We start from the raw sequence: 17,024 nt of genomic DNA on the forward strand, positions 1-17,024 counted from the left end.
ACAACGGTAAGGTGTTCGATCAGGGTCATTGGGTTACCTCTCAGAAAGTGAGGTGCGATTAGATCACAGTAATTCAGCAGATTCAATCTTTGTTAACAAAGTGCGATCCCGTCCTGCGCTTCGCGTAGCGAAGTTGAGCCAAAGGCGAGATAGCTTGCTGCGGGGATTTTTATTTAATCCAATGAAATAACTATTTATCAATATGTGATAATACCTATTGATTTCTAGGGGTAATAAGCTGCGAAAGTTTGGATTTAAGAAGATCCCTGTAAATTAAGAATATATTGTAAATAACAAGATCCATTTGTTTTTTATTTGATTCTTTTTGGTGTTTTTATGTGTTTTTATGTATTCATTTGGTTTTAATGTAAATTCACCAACTTGCATTAACATTAATTACACAAATTATTTTGTATTTAACTAATTGATTTTTATATATTTATAGAAAAATAAACTAAGCTTATTGCAATGGGGAAGGATACTCGATAGTTTATACTCGCTATATTATTAAGAGACCCTAATTAATAGGTTAACCGGAGTTAATTACTTACTATGTATTACCAAAATGATGATGTTCGTATCAATAAGATTAAAGAATTGTTGCCACCAATTGCTATTTTAGAACGATTTCCGGCGACACAGAACGCATCAGCTACTGTATTTAATGCTCGTGAAAATATCCATAATCTATTATCAAAAAAAGATGATCGTTTATTGGTGGTTATCGGTCCTTGCTCTATTCATGATACTGAAGCTGCTATTGAATATGGCCAACGTTTAGTTAAATTACGTCAGCAATATAAAGATCAACTTGAGATTGTCATGCGGGTTTATTTTGAGAAGCCTAGAACAACAGTCGGGTGGAAAGGATTAATCAATGATCCCTATATGAATAACAGCTTTAAAATTAATGATGGCTTACGTACAGCTCGTAAATTGTTATTAGAGTTAAATGACATGGGGATGCCAACGGCAGGCGAGTTTTTGGATATGATAACGCCTCAATATGTCGCAGATTTAATGTGTTGGGGAGCCATTGGAGCGAGAACGACGGAATCTCAAGTTCATAGAGAATTGGCGTCGGGTCTTTCCAGTCCAGTGGGGTTTAAAAATGGCACTGATGGCACGATTAAAGTTGCCATTGATGCTATTGGCGCAGCCAGTGCACCTCATCATTTTTTATCAGTCACTAAATTTGGACATTCGGCCATTGTTGAAACAAAGGGCAATCCTGATTGTCATATCATTTTACGGGGGGGTAAAGAGCCCAATTACAGTGCTGAACATGTTGCCCAGATAGGAGAGCAGCTTGATAAAGCGGGTCTAGAAAAGAATGTAATGATTGATTTTAGTCATGCTAACAGCAGTAAGCAGTTTCAACGTCAGATGTTAGTGGCTGAAAATGTGGCAGGGCAAATATCTCAAGGCGAGCAAACTATTTTTGGTGTTATGGTTGAAAGTAATCTCGTTGAAGGGCGTCAAGATCCAATCGCGGGTCAGTCTCTTTGCTATGGACAGAGCATTACTGATGCATGTATTGGTTGGGGCGACACTGAGCAACTATTAAAAACACTGAGCGATAGTATTATTGAGCGTAGAAGGTAAAATGAGTCATGGAGGCAGACATTGCCTCCATTTTATTTTTAGTTCTTTTAATTATGAAGACTTTATTTAGGCTCGTTGGGTGAGTAAATAGTCATTGGCTTTAGCTAAGCTACCAAAGGACGCAATTAAATTATTTTGACCTTTTTCTTGGATCTCAGGGTTACCTGATTGGGTCATCATCCATATCCAAGTTTGAATGAGTGGTAATGGTGGGTATTGTAAATTTGATGAATCCAACATTGTTGCCCCTTGCATGAATCTGAGTGAGAATACTTTATTTACTCATCTCAATAATATGAGTGTTCGATATTGTTGTAGATAAAGCCGTAGACTATAGCCTTAATTTTTACAAAGGTTAACAATAATAGAGATAATGTTAAATCTTTTTTTGAAAATAAAACGAACATTTTTAATGAGCCAATATTGTTCTTATATGAAAACAGTCATTTTGAATGTGATCATTAGTAATGAAACGTAGGAATACATTTTAAAATATCGATGGAAGAAACAGTGAGGTGAATTTATTGTTTTTATGCGGAATTATGTTTCGCTTTAAAGTTTTTTAGAGTAAAGATGCAAATTTTTTAACTAAAAAATCAAAAAAAAGAGTGCATATTGTGTTCATATGAATTAATTTAGATACAGTGTTATTAATAATTTGTGCTAATTGGGTGGTGGTTTATGAAAAATATTCCTTTACAGGTCAATATTGAAGGTCAGGGTTGCAAAGTTAATACTGATTGGTTAGCGATAATGGCGACGCTTAAGAAAAGAGGTTTATCTCAGTTAGAGTTAGAGTCCGTCTATTTTGAAGTGAATGCGGGAATGTTAGTCACAACCCGCGGATTGACCTTAGCGAGATGGGTACCCTCAGAATCATTAAACGGTATTATTAAAGAAGTGACCTTATCTTCACAAGAAAGTCCTAGTTTGGTCACTGCTTAATATAAGTTATTGATAACGTAACTAGGTTAAATATAAATAAATGGTAGATATCACTAGGTTATTTAATATAGATTAATTATATGCTATAGATAAAACACCCAGAGGAGATAATACTAATGAAAAATATTCCCCTACGCGTTAATATTGAAAGTCAGACCAGTAAAGTTAACACCGATTGGTTAGCGATTATGGCGACGTTAAAAAAGCGTGGTTTAGAACAGGATGAGCTTGCCAGTGTCTATTTTGACTTAAATGCAGGAATGAGAGTGACCACTCGCGGTTTGAGCCTCGCTAAGATTACCATGACGGAAAATTTGGAAGGGATAATTAAGGAGCCTACAGTATCAACTACTGATTTTGCTGCAATGGCAAATGAGCTAGTGGGTTAATTTCCCTAGTTTCCAATGATGACAAAGTAAATTAGACGCTAAAGAAGGAGGTGATTGTGTCAAGGATAGGATTCTTCCTTCTTTGTAACAAATCGCTTCCCCTTCAATGGTGGTCATTCGATCACAACTCTTGCAGCTCATGAATAAAGGTTGTTTTTTTGAGGATGAATCTTTCATAGTACGGATCTTCTATTGAATAATACCATCATTCTATTCTGCTATTTAAGCACTTTTTATGGGGAATATAAAGTTCTCTTTATTTGGTGTTAATCACTGATTGTTCTTTCCATGGTAGCATAATTAACTGATTGGTTGTTTTGTGTGAGTTGTTTTAAGATTTTTATTCTAGTGTGGATTCATGTGCTGGGTGGTTATTTCCATGGGTTTTAGATTAAATAAGCTTCAAATAACTTTCTCATTAGAATGTTAACGGCTATTCTAGGCGTTATTATTTTTTCATAAAATGGGATAAATATGTGGACCACAGGTCAAGTCGTTGAGCGCATTGATTGGAATGATAGATTGTTTACATTAAAGATAAAAGCTGAGCTTGCTCCTTTTATTGCAGGTCAATTTATAAAATTAAGTCAACAGATTGATGGTAGACGGGTCGCCAGAGCCTATTCTTTAGTGAATGCACCGAATAGTGACTATCTTGAAGTCTTAGCTGTTGTGGTTGAAAATGGTCAATTGTCTCCATATTTACATGATCTAACGGCTGGAGACTCTATCCAGATCACCGCCGCCGCAGCGGGTTTTATGACCTTGAATGAACTTCCTCAAAGTGATGATAAGCAATCTGATTTATGGTTTTTAGCGACAGGTACAGCAGTGGGCCCTTTCATTTCAATAATGGAGACTCAAGAGCCTTGGCAGCGATTTAAAAAAGTGATTTTGGTTTATGGCGTGAGGGAGAAGAAAGATTTGGCTTACTTAGATAAATTACAGGCCTTGGCTTTAGCTTATCCTAAGCAATTCACGTTGATTTTATCGGTCACTCGAGAAACGGTGGATGGTGCATTAGATGAGAGGATCCCTGATGCGTTAGTCAATGGGCACATAGAAGAAAAAGCAGGCGCTAAATTAACGCCTGAGCACTCACAAGTCATGTTATGTGGTAACCCTGGGATGATATCTGAAGCGGTGATCGCATTGAAGGCCAAAGGAATGGTTAAGAATTTACGCCGAGCACCGGGGCAAATTACCATGGAGAAATATTGGTGATCAATTATTGTGGCTTAATCGGGGTTTTGACGTTGAATGTATAATTCAATAGTAAAGTTATGGATAATATGAGTAATAATGAATTAGTGCTAAAGGTGATCAAATATGGGTAATCAGGCTACGTCTCGTGAGCAGTTAGGAATTTGTGCTGAAGGGAATTTACACAGTATTTATTTGATGTTGAATGCGAATGAAGGCGTTGAAGCCCAAGTTCGTCCTTGTGTTGCGAATGTCGCTCAATACTTATATGAATTAGCAGATAAATATGCTGATAGTGCTTTTAATGGTTTTATTGCTATTGGGGCAAATTATTGGGATAACCTCTATTGCGACGCGCGTCCGACTCAACTGAAACCTTTTCCAGCCATACATGAAGGAAGTCGAGAAGCCCCTGCTTTAGAATATGATTTATTTGTGCAGATCCGTAGCGATAGATTTGATATTTTACATTTAGTGGCCAATGAAGTGTGCCAAATGTTTGAAGGTTTGGTTGAATTAGTGGATGAAGAGAGAGGCTTTCGATTTATGGATAGCCGAGATCTGACTGGCTTTGTCGATGGAACTGAAAATCCTAAGGGTAGGCAGAGACAAGAAGTGGCTTTGCTCGGTGAGCAAGATCCCCTCTTTCATGGAGGGAGCTATGTTCATGTGCAAAAATTTGTGCATGATTTAAGCAAATGGCATCGATTACCTCAGAAGAAGCAAGAAGATGTTATTGGTAGAACTAAGCTTGATAATATAGAATATGAGTCGAAAGATAAGCCTCTTTATAGCCATATCAAGCGGGTTAACTTGAAAGATGAACAAGGAAATTCAAGAGAAATTTTACGCCAAAGCATGCCTTTTGGTTCGGTGAAAGAGCAAGGGTTAATGTTCATTTCTGTATGCGAAAATTCAATCAATTTTGAAAAAATGCTAGAAAGTATGATGGTTGGAGATAAGGATGGAAATCATGATCACCTCATGCATTTCACTCAAGCAATAACGGGCTCTGCCTTTTTCGCACCATCACTCGATTTTATGATTGATCAAGGCTAAAGTAGAGGGCTTTAATAAGCAGAAATAACTCATTAAAGCGGTTATTTCTGCTTATTATGTTAGTTTAGAAGTTAGCAACATAGCCAGTGATGGTTTTTTGGTTGGCAATATTTTTATTTTTACGCCATTTAAACTGACTGTGACGTTATCAATACCTTGCTTTGCAATCTCAACATTAAATTTTTCAATCGCATTAGTGATAGTCTTTTTTAATTGGTTTTGAAGTAGCTTATCTGCATTGGTGCTGTGCAATACTCCCATACCTTCATTTTCACGTTCAATTTCATTGAAAATTTCGTTGTATAGAACAGCGTTACCTTGAGCATCATTTAAACTCAGTTGTAATGAGACATGTCTTTTACTGGTGACTGTGACAAAGCCTGTTTCATTTTTAAATTCGAAATTGATGATTTTTCCTTTAAGTTCGTAATCAAATTAGGCTTTATCTTGAAATTTAAAGGTATCGGCAGAAACGGATTTTAATTCATTAACAAAAATATCTTGTAAAATGAAAGAAACACTTTGATAGTCAGTACCTTGGCAACTTACGCCTAACTTCCACATACCTTGCTGAGCAATAAAAGAGTGTGATTTCTTATCTGTTGCATCTATCCAAGCTCGTAGGTCTTCAAATTCATGGACGGCAACTTTTTTATTTTCTCAGATGTTATTACTTAAACTGATCCCTGTTGATTGATAGTTCGCATCCATGGTTCGTGTACAAGAAGATAGGAAGATTAACGACAAGATAATAAACAAATATTTAAACATTTTATCCTTACATTCATAACAAATTAAGAGGCCGAGAATGATATGGATGACCGATACTTGTGTTAATATATCGTTGGGTTTCATGTTGATAAATTGAAGTTCTTTTTTGAATTAGCAGCATCAAAAATCAGAGGGTACTTGAGGATAACGGCTTGAAATACCCATTGGAGCCACTTGCTGAAGAGGGTATTTCAAGATTGAGATTCAATGATTAGTCGCTATAATTAAAAAGCGATTTAACGGTTTGTGAGGTGTTACTAATATTTTGAATGTTTGATGGGGTGATGAAAATAGTATCATCTCCCGCAATCGTTCCTAAAATGCCTTCAGGTTTACCGATAGAATCTAAGAGGCGTGCAATCAATTGTGCGGCCCCAGGACTCGTTCTGACAACTATCATGGCCTGGTTATGATCCACATCTAATACTAAATTTTTTAGTGGGCTTGTCGCTGTTGGTACACCGAGTTCAGCAGGGAGGCAATACACCATTTGTTGTTTGGCATTTCGAGTCCGAACGGCGCCAAATTTACTGAGCATACGTGATACTTTAGATTGGTTAATATTACTAAAGCCTTCCGCTTGTAATGCGATGACAATTTCACTTTGTGAGCCAAAACGCTCTTCTTTTAAAATGGCTTTAAAAGTTTTAACGAGATCATCCTGATTTCTAATTACTTGCATAATATTATTATTCTTTATTCAACAAAACCACCTTATTGTGAGTAGTACTGTTCTATTTGTCAACAAATACTCGATTTTAATGAATAATAATGCAGTTAAGGCTTGCGAAAAATGTACAATGGGTAGAATGTAAGGTTGCGGAGTGTAAGCTAAGCGTGTCATCGAAGTTAAAGTGGATTCTAAATGAACACTGACCCAGAATAATTGAATTCTAGCCGCTAATCCAGTAGGGTGACGGCATCAAAACCCGTTCTAGCTTATAAACTATCAGAGAATAAATGGAGAAAACTATGAAAGTTGCCGTTCTTGGTGCAGCAGGTGGCATTGGACAAGCATTAGCATTATTACTGAAGACGCAATTACCCGCAGGTTCGGCGTTGTCATTGTATGATATTGCGCCAGTGACTCCAGGTGTTGCAGTAGATTTAAGCCATATTCCAACAGATGTTGATGTGAAAGGTTTTGCTGGAGAAGATTCTTCGGCGGCATTAGTGGATGCGGATATTGTGTTAATTTCAGCAGGTGTTGCACGTAAACCAGGCATGGATCGTTCTGACTTGTTCAACATTAATGCTGGCATTGTGAAAAATCTTGTTCAGAAATGTGCTGATAATTGCCCAAAAGCGTTAATTGGTATTATTACTAACCCTGTTAATACAACGGTTGCTATTGCCGCTGAAGTATTAAAAAAAGCAGGTGTTTACGATAAAAACCGCTTATTTGGTATTACGACGTTAGATGTGATCCGCTCCGAGACCTTTATCGCTGCAGCGAAAGGTTTGAATGTGGCCGATGTTAAAGTGAATGTCATTGGTGGTCATAGTGGTGTCACTATTTTACCTTTACTTTCTCAAGTTGAAGGTGTGACTTTCACTGATGAAGAAGTGGCAGCATTGACAACACGTATCCAAAACGCGGGTACGGAAGTTGTTGAAGCCAAAGCAGGCGGCGGAAGTGCAACCTTGTCTATGGGGCAAGCTGCTTGTCGTTTTGGTTTATCTTTGGTGCGAGGCTTACAAGGTGAAGCCAACGTGATTGAATGTGCTTATGTTGATGGTGGTAGTGAGCATGCCGAATTCTTTGCTCAACCTGTGCTGTTAGGGAAGCAAGGCGCAGAAAAAGTGTTCGAATACGGTGATGTGAGCGCATTTGAAGCTGATGCTCGTGACAGCATGTTAGTCACATTGAAAGGTGATATCGAATTAGGTATCAACTTTGTGAAATAAGACGTTACGCAAGTAAACTCATATAAAAATGGCGCTGATATAATAGCGCCATTTTTATAGCATAAATTGCATTACAATGAGATGAGAGTAATATGCCCCATTGAGCTAATTTAATATTTTCGATCAATAGCAATTTTAGCTAAAGAAATAAGTGCCGTTTTATATTCAGATTCGGGTATATCTTTTAATGCGCTAATGGCTTTGTCTGATTCTTCTTGTGCTCTTCTCTCTGTGTATTCTAAGGCCCCACAGCGTGTTAGCGTTGCTAAAATAGTATCAATGTGATCAGTACCATCACCTTTTTCAATGGCCTCTTTTATCAAGGCGACTTCATGCTGACTACCGTGCTTGATGGCATAAATCAGTGGAAGAGTTGGCTTACCCTCAGCGAGATCATCGCCAATATTTTTACCTAACTCTACTGTATCGGCGGTGTAATCGAGTAAATCATCGGTCAATTGAAAAGCAGTGCCTAAAAATTTACCGTATTCGGCCAGTGCCTGTAAGGAAGAAGAGGGACTCTTTGCTATAATGCCAGCAAGTTGTGTAGCCGCTTCAAATAACTTAGCCGTTTTACAATAAATAACCCGCATATAATCCTCTTCACTCGTATTCGGATCATTACAGTTCATCAATTGTAATACTTCGCCTTCGGCTAAAATATTGGTCGTATCAGCGAGGATCTCTAACACTTTGAGACTCCCTAATTCCGTCATCATTTGAAATGAGCGTGTGTATAGGAAATCACCGACTAGTACACTGGCACTATTGCCGAACAAGGCATTGGCTGTTTCTCTACCTCGGCGAAGCAAGGATTCATCTACGACATCGTCGTGTAGTAAAGAAGCGGTATGAATAAATTCAATAATGGCGGCAAGTTTCAAATGATCCTCACCTTGGTACCCCATTGCACGAGAGGCAAGAATACACAGTAACGGGCGCATACGCTTTCCGCCACCATTAATAATATACACCCCTAATTGATTAATAAGGGCGACATCAGATTTAAGCTGCTTATAAATCAGATGGTTAACATCTTGCATGTCATCATCTGCAAGTTGTCGAATGGCGTTTAAATCCATAAATAGGCTCTGGTTCGATTGGCTGCAAATGTGGAGGAAGCAACGCAATTCTAGATTCAAATATAATAGATAGTAAGATTCTACCTAAATTTAACGTACAAGACAGCATGTGAATGAGAAAGAACAAAGAATAATGCTCTTTTTTTATTCTTTGGGAATTAACTCTTGTCAGGTAAGTCTTCTTAGCGTAAACTCCGCGACCATTGTCATTAAAGCTTTTGTAGCACCCCAACCTCAACATTATTGAGTGGCGTGCTAGAAATTTTGGAGTAAAATAGCTATGTACGCTGTTTTTCAAAGTGGTGGTAAGCAGCACCGTGTTGCTGAAGGCCATACAGTTCGTCTAGAAAAATTAGAAGTCGCTACTGGTGAAACTATCGAATTCGATCAAGTTCTTTTGGTTGCAGATGGTGAAACAGTTCACGTTGGTGCACCTTTAGTTCAAGGTGGTAAGGTTGTTGCTGAAGTTGTTAGCCACGGCCGTGATGAGAAAGTAACAATCGTTAAGTTCCGTCGCCGTAAGCACCACGACAAAAAAATGGGCCATCGTCAATGGTTCACCGAAGTTAAAATTACAGCTATCAACGCTTAATTAGGAGTCTAACTCATGGCACATAAAAAAGCTGGCGGTTCTACTCGTAACGGCCGCGATTCAGAAAGTAAACGTCTTGGTGTAAAGCGTTTTGGCGGTGAATCCGTTCTTGCTGGTAACATCATTGTTCGTCAACGTGGTACTAAATTCCACGCTGGCGTTAATGTTGGCATCGGTCGTGACCATACTTTATTCGCTTTAACTGATGGTAAAGTGAAATTTGAAGTTAAAGGTCCTAAGAACCGTAAGTTCATTAGCATCGAAGGTTAATCTGCAGCTTAAGCTCAGATTAATGTTAGAGCCCCGCCATTGGTGGGGCTTTTGTTTTTGTAATGAACAATAAATTGTTATTTGGTCACAGAGTGAGTAAAGCAGTATAATTCTTATATTCTGTTGTGCCAGGAGTTGATATGAAGTTTGTCGATGAAGCCGTGATCAGAGTTGAAGCAGGCGACGGCGGTAGTGGTTGTGTGAGTTTTAGGCGCGAAAAATATGTGCCTGATGGTGGTCCTGATGGGGGTGATGGGGGGGATGGTGGTAATGTCTACCTTCAAGCCGATGAAAATTTAAACACCTTGATTGACTATCGTTTTGAACGTTTTCATCGCGCAGATCGCGGTAAAAATGGACGAGGTCGTGATTGTACCGGTCACGGTGGTGATGATCTCGTATTAAAGGTGCCTGTTGGAACACGTGCTCTCGACGAAGAAACCGAAGAATCTTTAGGGGATCTGACTCAGCATAATCAAAAAATGCTTGTCGCTAAAGGGGGCTTTCACGGTTTAGGTAATACCCGCTTTAAAAGCAGTACCAATCGTGCCCCGAGACAGAAAACCTTAGGTACGCAGGGTGAAGTACGTAGCTTAAGATTAGAGCTACTGTTACTGGCTGACGTTGGTCTATTAGGTATGCCTAATGCGGGTAAATCAACCTTTATTCGCTCAGTCTCCAAAGCGACACCTAAAGTAGCTGATTATCCCTTTACGACCTTAGTGCCTAACTTAGGTGTGGTCAACCCAAGGCATGGGCAAAGTTTTGTTATTGCTGATATTCCTGGCTTAATTGAAGGCGCTGCCGATGGGGCAGGATTGGGTATTCGCTTCTTGAAACACTTAGAGCGCTGCCGAGTGTTGTTGCATATTTTAGATGTCGAGCCTATTGATGGGAGTGATCCCGTCGAATCCGCTCGTGCTATCGTTGGTGAGCTTGAGAAGCATTCTCCAAAACTGGCGAGCAAACCCCGTTGGTTAGTGATCAATAAAGCAGATTTAATGCTTGAAGATGAACTACAAGAGCGGATTAATCGTATTGTTTCTGAACTTGAATGGGAAGGTGAAGTTTATACTATTTCAGCTTATAACCGTGAAGGTACTGAAGCGTTAAGCCTCAAGCTGGTTGATTTTATCGATGCTTTACCCCCAGAAGAAGAGGTGGATGTTGAAGCGGAAGTTGAGTTCAAATGGGATAACTACCATCAAGATAGTAATGAATTAGCCAATGCTGATTTTGAAGGTGATGATGATGATGATTTTGACGACGATGATTACGACGTCGAAGTGATCTATCAAAGATAGATGGATTTTGATTAGGCTTGACGACTTTCGAAAAAACTGCTGATAATCTCAGCGGTTTTTTTTTGTAAAAAATTCGGTTTAATCATTTTTAATTAAGACAGCAAGAATGGTCAAGAATATTAGCGTTCAATTCACTAAGATGGATTTTGTCAGTCAATAATGAGATTGAATTAATGGTTAATCAAGAGAGAATAAGAAAGGCGACGGACTATATTGACACGCATTTTGATGAGGAAATATCACTTGAACAATTAAGTCAGCTTGTGCACTTATCTCAATACCATTTTCATCGTTTGTTTACGGCCATTAACGGCTTACCTTTACATCAATATGTGCGGTGGTTGAAGTTAAAAAGAGCCGCTAATCAATTATTGTTTGATAAGGATAAGTCCATTTTAGAAATTGCTCTATTTGCAGGTTTTGAATCTCATGAAGCATTTACTCGAGCCTTTAAAGTGGTTTGCCTTCAAACGCCAAGTCAGTTTAGAAGAGCATCGCAGTGGCTGCATTGGGAGCGGATCCCGTATTTAAGCATTGAAAAGGATAATACTATGATAGAACCTAACATTACCTTATTTGAGGGGGCACGTTTAGCGGTCATTGAACATAGAGGCTCCCCAAGTCACTTCCCTCAATCCATTGCAAAGTTGGTTAACTGGGCCAAAGAGAACCAACTTGGTCAGCCAAAAGCCAGCGAGGTGTTTACCATTGCCTATGGCGATCCAAAAACAACGCAACCTGCGTTGTTTCGCTGTGATATTGGCAGAGTCATCACTGAAGATCGCGTATTAGGTATGGGGATGATAGAGAAAAGACTTCCCAGTGGACGGGTGGCCATAGCGAGGCATCTAGGCTCCCATGATAATATTGAGCAGACAGTGTATGGTATGTATCAAAACTGGCTGCCATCAACAAAGGAAGAGTTGCTCGATTATCCTTGTGTCTTTTGTTATCAAAACTATGTAACGGAGGTCCCTGAGTCCGCTTTAAAGACCGATATTTATTTCTTTTTAAAAGATTAAGCAACGGAGGCAATCGATCGCCAAAAGAGAGAAAAACTGGCTTGTCTGTAAACAGTATCATGCCATTTTTCTGGGTTATCTAAAAAAAAGCGGGTACTGGCTAAATATTGCCCATGACAACTCTCTTGCATTAATGTTATTGGATGCTTAGCCAGTAAACCTGCTTGTTGTCCTAGTGCAATGAAATCGCCAATAAACTTCAAAATACTGTTCATGGCATGGCTTTTTATTTCGTTCGGAATCACGGTAGATAAAGAGTATTGTTGAAAAAAAGCTTGCTTAAGAGGATGATCCAATGCCCATTGAATACTGCTATTCCACAGGTGCTCAACCTCTTGTTTGAGATCACTGTTTTCTTGTCGATTGAGCAATATCGTATCGGCAAAATCTTGTTTAATAGATAAAAATAATTGCTGCATAAGTTCATCTTTTGAATGAAAATGATGAAATAAGGTTCCCGTTGCGACACCTGCCTGCTTTGCAATAAGCGCAGTCGACGTGCCATAAAAGCCTTGATGAACAAACAAGGCGAGTGCGGTATCGAGTATGATTTGTTTTTTAGTTACTTTGAGCATGATAGATTCATTAACGTAAAAATGTTTTTAAGGCTAATGCCCCTATTTTACCACCATAAGGGGGATGAATAAATTTTCCTGTATTGAGTTTTCCACGGCTTAGTACCGTTTTGGCATGACTAAAGGTTAAGAAGCCTTCCTTACCATGATAATGCCCCATACCAGAAGGTCCAATGCCACCAAAAGGGGCATCATCAGCCGCAACGTGAAACACCGTTTCATTAATACACATACCACCAGAGTGGGTCTGTGTTAACACTTGTTGCTGAATAGTCTTGTTTAAACTCATTAAATATAAGGCTAAAGGGCGGGGGCGAGCATTAATGTACTCAATGGCTTCGTTGAGTTGTCGATAAGGAATAATAGGCAGCAAGGGCCCAAAAATCTCATCTTTTACAATGAGCATATCATCGGTGATATCGGTGATTAGCTGAGTCGGCATTTTTCGACTATCGGTATCAATGGCTTCGTCATTGGCACTTTCAATATGGGCACCTTTATTTTTAGCATCGATGAGCATCTGTTGAAGTCGCTCAAATTGACGAGTATTGATGATACTGGTGTAGTCTTTGTTATGTTGAATATCACCATACATCCGGTTAAATTGTTGCTTATAGACTTTGATAAAGGTGTCCTGTTTATGCTCGGGCACGAGTATGTAGTCTGGAGCAACACAAATTTGCCCCGCATTCAGGCATTTTCCATAAATGAGCCGTTCAACAGCCATGTCTATCGATATGTCGTCTGCAATAATAACGGGGGATTTTCCGCCTAGCTCTAAGGTCACTGGGGTGAGGTTTTTAGCTGCAGCTTGCATAACATGTTGGCCAACGGTTGTAGAGCCAGTAAAAATCAAATGATCAAAAGGCAGTGCGGAAAACGCAGCGGCGACATCGGTTTCTCCTTGAATACATGTGACGTAGCTTGGATCAAATATATCGCTTAATAGGGTCGTTAGCTGCCGATTGGTTGCGGGTGTAAATTCCGATAATTTAATCATGGCGCGATTACCCGCAGCGATGGCGGTTATTAAGGGACCAATGGAAAGCATGATCGGAAAATTCCAAGGTGCAATAATACCAATGACTCCAAGTGGCTGATAATGAACTTTCACTTTGGCAGGCGACAATAACATTCCCGCATGACGATGACTTGGTTTCATCCATTTTTTTAGGTTTTTGAGAGTGTAATTAATATTATTAACGCAAGGCATGATATCGGATATTAAACTGTCATCGAGAGAGCGGTGACCAAAATCTTCACTTAATGCTTGTTGTAATGAGCTTTGATGGGTCATTAATGCGGATTTTAAGGCTTTGAGCTGTTCCATTCGATGACTCAAAGAGGGCATGGAACAAAGTTGATAACTGGTACGTTGTTTAAGTAATATTTGCTCTAGCGTGGTTGCCGTATTCTCATTAATTGCCATATTCATCTTTGTTTCCTTTCGTTTAAAGGGGGCTCAGCCCACTTCATTATTTTGTCCTGTATTACTACGAACCAGACTGATTAGTCAGTTTATAGTAATGGGAAAAAGTTTTTTTATCCATGTTTTATCGATATAAAAAATAAGAGCAGATAAGCTTGTTTTAATAAGGAAGTGAATTTAAGGTGAAGGAGGCATTAGTCATACTTTATGACTAATATCATTGATATAGTAATGAGTTTCAAGTCACTTTTGGGAAATGGATAGGAGAAATAATCATGCGTACTCGTCAAATTTTATGTCCAACGGATTTTTCAGAAACAGCAGCGAATGCATTAGACTATGCGATAGAGCTGGCTAATTTTTATCATGTGGATATTCGTTTACTTCATGTAAAGAGTAGTCCATATGGAAAGCACAATTACGGGATTATCGTGGAGACACCTGATGAATTAGAACATCATTTGGAAGCTTATTCTCTTGAAAAAATGAACATCCTATTAGCGAGCATTGAAGATAAACTAGAGGCAGGTTTAACCGTTAAAACGATTATTAGAAGTGGTGGAACGGTGTCTCAAATATTAGAAGAGGCGGGCGAGCAAGATGTGGGAATGATCGTCCTTGCCAGTCACCATGGGGCGGGTACCTTACATTTCCTGCATGCTAATTTGGCCGAAGAACTGGTTCATAAGGCTAAGTGCCCGGTGTTAGTTGTTAAAGATATGAATAAATAATTATCCATTTTTACTCCTATGACATTCAAATGTCTTGCTAAGTTACTTGTTTATAGGACTGAGTAAGCAGTGTAATATCCCCAAGTTAGTTGAAAATGCAGGATCCAGCTGGCTTGGGGGTGTATTAAAAGTAATAAATATAAACGATGAAACTCATCCAACTTAAGACTAATAAACTCCAAGGTAAATAGGGAGCCGGAGTCGGTTTCATGGGGGATATTTCTTCAGGTTGATTGTCGGATGATTTTATTTTTAATGACTGTTTACGTTGTTTATCCCGAGTGCGTGCTTTGGTTTTTTGTTGTTTTTTATATTCACTGATCCCTTTTTCAATCCCTTGAGCGATGAGTTTAGTGTGTTCTTTTGTTTGGCCTGGTTTTTGAGTGGCCTTAGCCATTTGCAGTGCTTGGTGTTTTTTTTCATTTGATATGGGAGATGTCATAAGGAGTATTCATAAATAAACTTAGCGTTATTATATCTGCTATAAACCTGAAAATATACCAGAGAGGGTAGAAGTTTCGAATGACGGAACTCTTTCAATAATATAAACAATTCCAATTATTAAGATATTGATTACTAATTGTGACTTAAGTGTTTTATGGCAGGGAGAGTAAATATTCTACATATTTGCTTGCAACATTAACGGTGATTTTGTATTAGCAATAAACTATATTTCGTAGCCTTACTCGTGCTAAATACTCTGAATGGGTTGATAGCAGTTTTAATTAATGATTATTTTATATTCTTTTTGTCTGGCTAGGTATTAATGCTTGCAAAGTGTCAATATAAAACAAAAGCTGAGAAATTTATGTTTATATTTTCATTATTACCTCATTTATTAGACCGTTCTTTAAAGGCCAAGTGTGTGGCAGCTGAAACGAAAAATAACTATATCAATAACATTAGTTTAAGAAGATGTGTGGGAATGATAGCTATCGTTTTCACTCTCATTTCATTTAGCAGTATGGCACAGACTTGGAGTCATCTCATCGAGGGGACTTATGGTGGTAAGCTATTAAAAAATAGTCAAGGAGACATGTTGTTAACAGGAGAGGCGCGTTATCCTATTATGTCTGAAATGGCGATAAATCAAGTGGAGCATCCTGTTTATGATTATGTTTATCAGCTCACGGCAAAGCCAGATATTCTCTGGGGGACATCATTTAGTGATGAAAATGAGGCGTTAACGGGGTTGGTCTCTGGTCATTTTATTATTAAAAAAACGATGGCGAGTATGCCTTATTTTTAGATGGTCATCATGTGAGTGAGCAAACGGTAGCATTTTTTACTCATAGTGGTGATCTTCTTGCTTGGCATTCTCTTGCGGGTGAGTATCAATTCAATCAAGGGATCGGTACGCATGATGGCGGGATGCTTATGGTTGGTGCGACTCAGGCGGGACAAGGCTTAGTCGTTAAAATGGATCACAAAGGCATGGTTGAATGGCAGCATGTTATGAGTCAAGATGTGACCGTTTTGACTCATGTGGTGCAATTAAAGAGTGGTGATTTCATGATGATAGGACAAAGCCTACGTGATTCGGATCAAACAATAGCAACGCTTATTAGGCTGAGTCGTTTAGGAGAGGAGCATTGGGTTGTGCATTTATCTAGCGATGAAGCCGAGCATACACAGTTATCTGGGCTGGTATTAACGCACAATGAAGATGTGATTATTGCAGGGACAAGGAGTGATGCTGTTTACTCAAGTCTTTCACAAGGCTGGATCGCTCGCTTTAAGATCGGTAAAAAGAGTAAGCAGGTGAAGCTGGTATGGGAAACGTTGGCTGGGAAAGCCGATGCTCGGAATCAAATAAATGATATTGTTGTTACATCAAATGCCATTGTAGCTGTTGGCGCAAGTAACCAAAAAAGTAATCAATATTATATGGATTATTGGGTGTTAGGTGTGACCTTAAAAGGTAATACAGAATGGGAACATCATTATGGCGGTATTATAGGAAATGATGAAGCGTTCTCGGTGATTGAAATGAATGAAGCCCAATTGGTGGTGTCGGGTTATTCATCGGGTTTTTCTTCTATCTCGGGCACTTGGCTATTATCATTAAATGCAGCGGGAGAAATTGACGATTTCACTCCGACGGCATTACAGCACTAATGTGGTAATAAGCAGTGTTTA

Annotated in this window: 21 protein-coding genes; 13 read left to right on the top strand and 8 right to left on the bottom strand. The window is 38.9% G+C overall.

The window, feature by feature from the left end:
• The first annotated feature begins 552 nt into the window (after positions 1-552).
• Positions 553-1,605: a 3-deoxy-7-phosphoheptulonate synthase AroG gene (gene aroG / locus L2764_RS08365; RefSeq protein WP_248939768.1), complete on the top strand. Its 1,053-nt coding sequence runs from the start codon at positions 553-555 to the stop codon at positions 1,603-1,605.
• Positions 1,606-1,671: 66 nt separating this feature from the next.
• On the opposite strand, the gene L2764_RS08370 is transcribed toward aroG, so the two are convergent.
• Positions 1,672-1,845: a hypothetical protein gene (locus L2764_RS08370; protein ID WP_248939769.1), complete on the bottom strand. Its 174-nt coding sequence runs from the start codon at positions 1,843-1,845 to the stop codon at positions 1,672-1,674.
• A 441-nt stretch (positions 1,846-2,286) separates the two neighbouring features.
• Here L2764_RS08370 and L2764_RS08375 point away from each other — a divergent pair, with 441 nt between their 5' ends.
• The 4 genes from L2764_RS08375 to L2764_RS08390 all read left to right on the top strand — a co-directional run bounded on the left by L2764_RS08375 (position 2,287) and on the right by L2764_RS08390 (position 5,201).
• On the top strand, positions 2,287-2,550 hold the full coding sequence (locus L2764_RS08375) for a hypothetical protein (protein WP_248939770.1): 264 nt from the start codon (positions 2,287-2,289) through the stop codon (positions 2,548-2,550).
• A gap of 116 nt (positions 2,551-2,666) precedes the next feature.
• Positions 2,667-2,939: a hypothetical protein gene (locus tag L2764_RS08380; RefSeq protein WP_248939771.1), complete on the top strand. Its 273-nt coding sequence runs from the start codon at positions 2,667-2,669 to the stop codon at positions 2,937-2,939.
• A 474-nt stretch (positions 2,940-3,413) separates the two neighbouring features.
• Complete coding sequence (locus L2764_RS08385) at positions 3,414-4,163, top strand: ferredoxin--NADP reductase (protein ID WP_248939772.1); 750 nt, start codon at positions 3,414-3,416, stop codon at positions 4,161-4,163.
• A 105-nt stretch (positions 4,164-4,268) separates the two neighbouring features.
• Entirely contained in the window at positions 4,269-5,201 is a 933-nt protein-coding gene (locus L2764_RS08390; RefSeq protein ID WP_248939773.1) for a Dyp-type peroxidase, read from the top strand.
• A 54-nt stretch (positions 5,202-5,255) separates the two neighbouring features.
• On the opposite strand, the gene L2764_RS08395 is transcribed toward L2764_RS08390, so the two are convergent.
• From L2764_RS08395 to argR, 3 genes are all read right to left on the bottom strand, one after another.
• Positions 5,256-5,462, bottom strand: coding sequence for a hypothetical protein (locus L2764_RS08395; protein WP_248939774.1), 207 nt, complete (start codon positions 5,460-5,462; stop codon positions 5,256-5,258).
• Positions 5,463-5,636: 174 nt separating this feature from the next.
• Positions 5,637-5,765, bottom strand: coding sequence for a hypothetical protein (locus L2764_RS27715; protein ID WP_283106955.1), 129 nt, complete (start codon positions 5,763-5,765; stop codon positions 5,637-5,639).
• Between the two features lie 418 nt (positions 5,766-6,183).
• Positions 6,184-6,654, bottom strand: a complete 471-nt coding sequence (gene argR, locus L2764_RS08400; protein WP_248939775.1) for a transcriptional regulator ArgR — start codon at positions 6,652-6,654, stop codon at positions 6,184-6,186.
• Positions 6,655-6,944: 290 nt separating this feature from the next.
• Between argR and mdh the strand changes: the two genes are divergently transcribed.
• On the top strand, positions 6,945-7,880 hold the full coding sequence (gene mdh, locus L2764_RS08405; RefSeq protein WP_248939776.1) for a malate dehydrogenase: 936 nt from the start codon (positions 6,945-6,947) through the stop codon (positions 7,878-7,880).
• A 110-nt stretch (positions 7,881-7,990) separates the two neighbouring features.
• On the opposite strand, the gene ispB is transcribed toward mdh, so the two are convergent.
• A complete protein-coding gene (gene ispB / locus L2764_RS08410; protein ID WP_248939777.1) occupies positions 7,991-8,962 on the bottom strand; it encodes an octaprenyl diphosphate synthase in 972 nt (323 codons plus the stop codon).
• 280 nt (positions 8,963-9,242) lie between these two features.
• On the opposite strand from ispB, the gene rplU reads away from it, so the two are divergent.
• From rplU to L2764_RS08430, 4 genes are all read left to right on the top strand, one after another.
• Positions 9,243-9,554 carry a 50S ribosomal protein L21 gene (rplU, locus tag L2764_RS08415; RefSeq protein ID WP_248939778.1) on the top strand — a complete coding sequence of 104 codons (312 nt, stop codon included), beginning with the start codon at positions 9,243-9,245 and terminating at the stop codon, positions 9,552-9,554.
• A gap of 15 nt (positions 9,555-9,569) precedes the next feature.
• Positions 9,570-9,824, top strand: a complete 255-nt coding sequence (rpmA, locus tag L2764_RS08420) for a 50S ribosomal protein L27 (RefSeq protein WP_012141302.1) — start codon at positions 9,570-9,572, stop codon at positions 9,822-9,824.
• Positions 9,825-9,964: 140 nt separating this feature from the next.
• Positions 9,965-11,128, top strand: a complete 1,164-nt coding sequence (cgtA, locus tag L2764_RS08425; protein WP_248939779.1) for an Obg family GTPase CgtA — start codon at positions 9,965-9,967, stop codon at positions 11,126-11,128.
• A gap of 146 nt (positions 11,129-11,274) precedes the next feature.
• Positions 11,275-12,150: an AraC family transcriptional regulator gene (locus L2764_RS08430; protein ID WP_248939780.1), complete on the top strand. Its 876-nt coding sequence runs from the start codon at positions 11,275-11,277 to the stop codon at positions 12,148-12,150.
• Here the strand turns inward: L2764_RS08430 and L2764_RS08435 are convergent.
• A complete protein-coding gene (locus L2764_RS08435) occupies positions 12,147-12,725 on the bottom strand; it encodes a TetR/AcrR family transcriptional regulator (protein ID WP_248939781.1) in 579 nt (192 codons plus the stop codon). The two genes, L2764_RS08430 and L2764_RS08435, sit on opposite strands and share 4 nt — an antisense overlap.
• 10 nt (positions 12,726-12,735) lie before the next feature.
• Complete coding sequence (locus tag L2764_RS08440) at positions 12,736-14,160, bottom strand: coniferyl aldehyde dehydrogenase (RefSeq protein ID WP_248939782.1); 1,425 nt, start codon at positions 14,158-14,160, stop codon at positions 12,736-12,738.
• Positions 14,161-14,429: 269 nt separating this feature from the next.
• On the opposite strand from L2764_RS08440, the gene L2764_RS08445 reads away from it, so the two are divergent.
• Positions 14,430-14,885 carry a universal stress protein gene (locus tag L2764_RS08445; protein ID WP_248939783.1) on the top strand — a complete coding sequence of 152 codons (456 nt, stop codon included), beginning with the start codon at positions 14,430-14,432 and terminating at the stop codon, positions 14,883-14,885.
• 124 nt (positions 14,886-15,009) lie between these two features.
• Here L2764_RS08445 and L2764_RS08450 read toward each other — a convergent pair whose 3' ends face one another.
• The gene (locus L2764_RS08450) at positions 15,010-15,327 is read right to left on the bottom strand and encodes a DUF2956 domain-containing protein (protein ID WP_248939784.1); all 318 of its coding nucleotides are present in this window, start codon (positions 15,325-15,327) and stop codon (positions 15,010-15,012) included.
• A 366-nt stretch (positions 15,328-15,693) separates the two neighbouring features.
• Here L2764_RS08450 and L2764_RS08455 point away from each other — a divergent pair, with 366 nt between their 5' ends.
• Both L2764_RS08455 and L2764_RS08460 read left to right on the top strand, forming a co-directional pair.
• A complete protein-coding gene (locus L2764_RS08455) occupies positions 15,694-16,134 on the top strand; it encodes a hypothetical protein (RefSeq protein ID WP_248939785.1) in 441 nt (146 codons plus the stop codon).
• Positions 16,135-16,145: 11 nt separating this feature from the next.
• Positions 16,146-17,003 carry a hypothetical protein gene (locus L2764_RS08460; RefSeq protein WP_248939786.1) on the top strand — a complete coding sequence of 286 codons (858 nt, stop codon included), beginning with the start codon at positions 16,146-16,148 and terminating at the stop codon, positions 17,001-17,003.
• Positions 17,004-17,024: the final 21 nt, after the last annotated feature.

This window comes from Shewanella surugensis, assembly GCF_023284005.1.
Classification (GTDB): Bacteria; Pseudomonadota; Gammaproteobacteria; order Enterobacterales; family Shewanellaceae; genus Shewanella; species Shewanella surugensis.

Bases quoted from the DNA above. Each gene is read 5' to 3' on its own strand.
- L2764_RS08395 (WP_248939774.1), bottom strand. From the start codon at position 5,462: ATGGGAGTATTGCACAGCACCAATGCAGATAAGCTACTTCAAAACCAA.
- L2764_RS08375 (WP_248939770.1), top strand. From the start codon at position 2,287: ATGAAAAATATTCCTTTACAGGTCAATATTGAAGGTCAGGGTTGCAAA.
- L2764_RS08380 (WP_248939771.1), top strand. From the start codon at position 2,667: ATGAAAAATATTCCCCTACGCGTTAATATTGAAAGTCAGACCAGTAAA.
- mdh (WP_248939776.1), top strand. From the start codon at position 6,945: ATGAAAGTTGCCGTTCTTGGTGCAGCAGGTGGCATTGGACAAGCATTA.
- L2764_RS08450 (WP_248939784.1), bottom strand. From the start codon at position 15,327: ATGACATCTCCCATATCAAATGAAAAAAAACACCAAGCACTGCAAATG.
- L2764_RS08445 (WP_248939783.1), top strand. From the start codon at position 14,430: ATGCGTACTCGTCAAATTTTATGTCCAACGGATTTTTCAGAAACAGCA.
- argR (WP_248939775.1), bottom strand. From the start codon at position 6,654: ATGCAAGTAATTAGAAATCAGGATGATCTCGTTAAAACTTTTAAAGCC.
- L2764_RS08390 (WP_248939773.1), top strand. From the start codon at position 4,269: ATGGGTAATCAGGCTACGTCTCGTGAGCAGTTAGGAATTTGTGCTGAA.
- L2764_RS08455 (WP_248939785.1), top strand. From the start codon at position 15,694: ATGTTTATATTTTCATTATTACCTCATTTATTAGACCGTTCTTTAAAG.
- ispB (WP_248939777.1), bottom strand. From the start codon at position 8,962: ATGGATTTAAACGCCATTCGACAACTTGCAGATGATGACATGCAAGAT.
- L2764_RS27715 (WP_283106955.1), bottom strand. From the start codon at position 5,765: ATGTGGAAGTTAGGCGTAAGTTGCCAAGGTACTGACTATCAAAGTGTT.
- L2764_RS08370 (WP_248939769.1), bottom strand. From the start codon at position 1,845: ATGTTGGATTCATCAAATTTACAATACCCACCATTACCACTCATTCAA.
- L2764_RS08385 (WP_248939772.1), top strand. From the start codon at position 3,414: ATGTGGACCACAGGTCAAGTCGTTGAGCGCATTGATTGGAATGATAGA.
- cgtA (WP_248939779.1), top strand. From the start codon at position 9,965: ATGAAGTTTGTCGATGAAGCCGTGATCAGAGTTGAAGCAGGCGACGGC.
- aroG (WP_248939768.1), top strand. From the start codon at position 553: ATGTATTACCAAAATGATGATGTTCGTATCAATAAGATTAAAGAATTG.
- rplU (WP_248939778.1), top strand. From the start codon at position 9,243: ATGTACGCTGTTTTTCAAAGTGGTGGTAAGCAGCACCGTGTTGCTGAA.
- rpmA (WP_012141302.1), top strand. From the start codon at position 9,570: ATGGCACATAAAAAAGCTGGCGGTTCTACTCGTAACGGCCGCGATTCA.
- L2764_RS08440 (WP_248939782.1), bottom strand. From the start codon at position 14,160: ATGAATATGGCAATTAATGAGAATACGGCAACCACGCTAGAGCAAATA.
- L2764_RS08435 (WP_248939781.1), bottom strand. From the start codon at position 12,725: ATGCTCAAAGTAACTAAAAAACAAATCATACTCGATACCGCACTCGCC.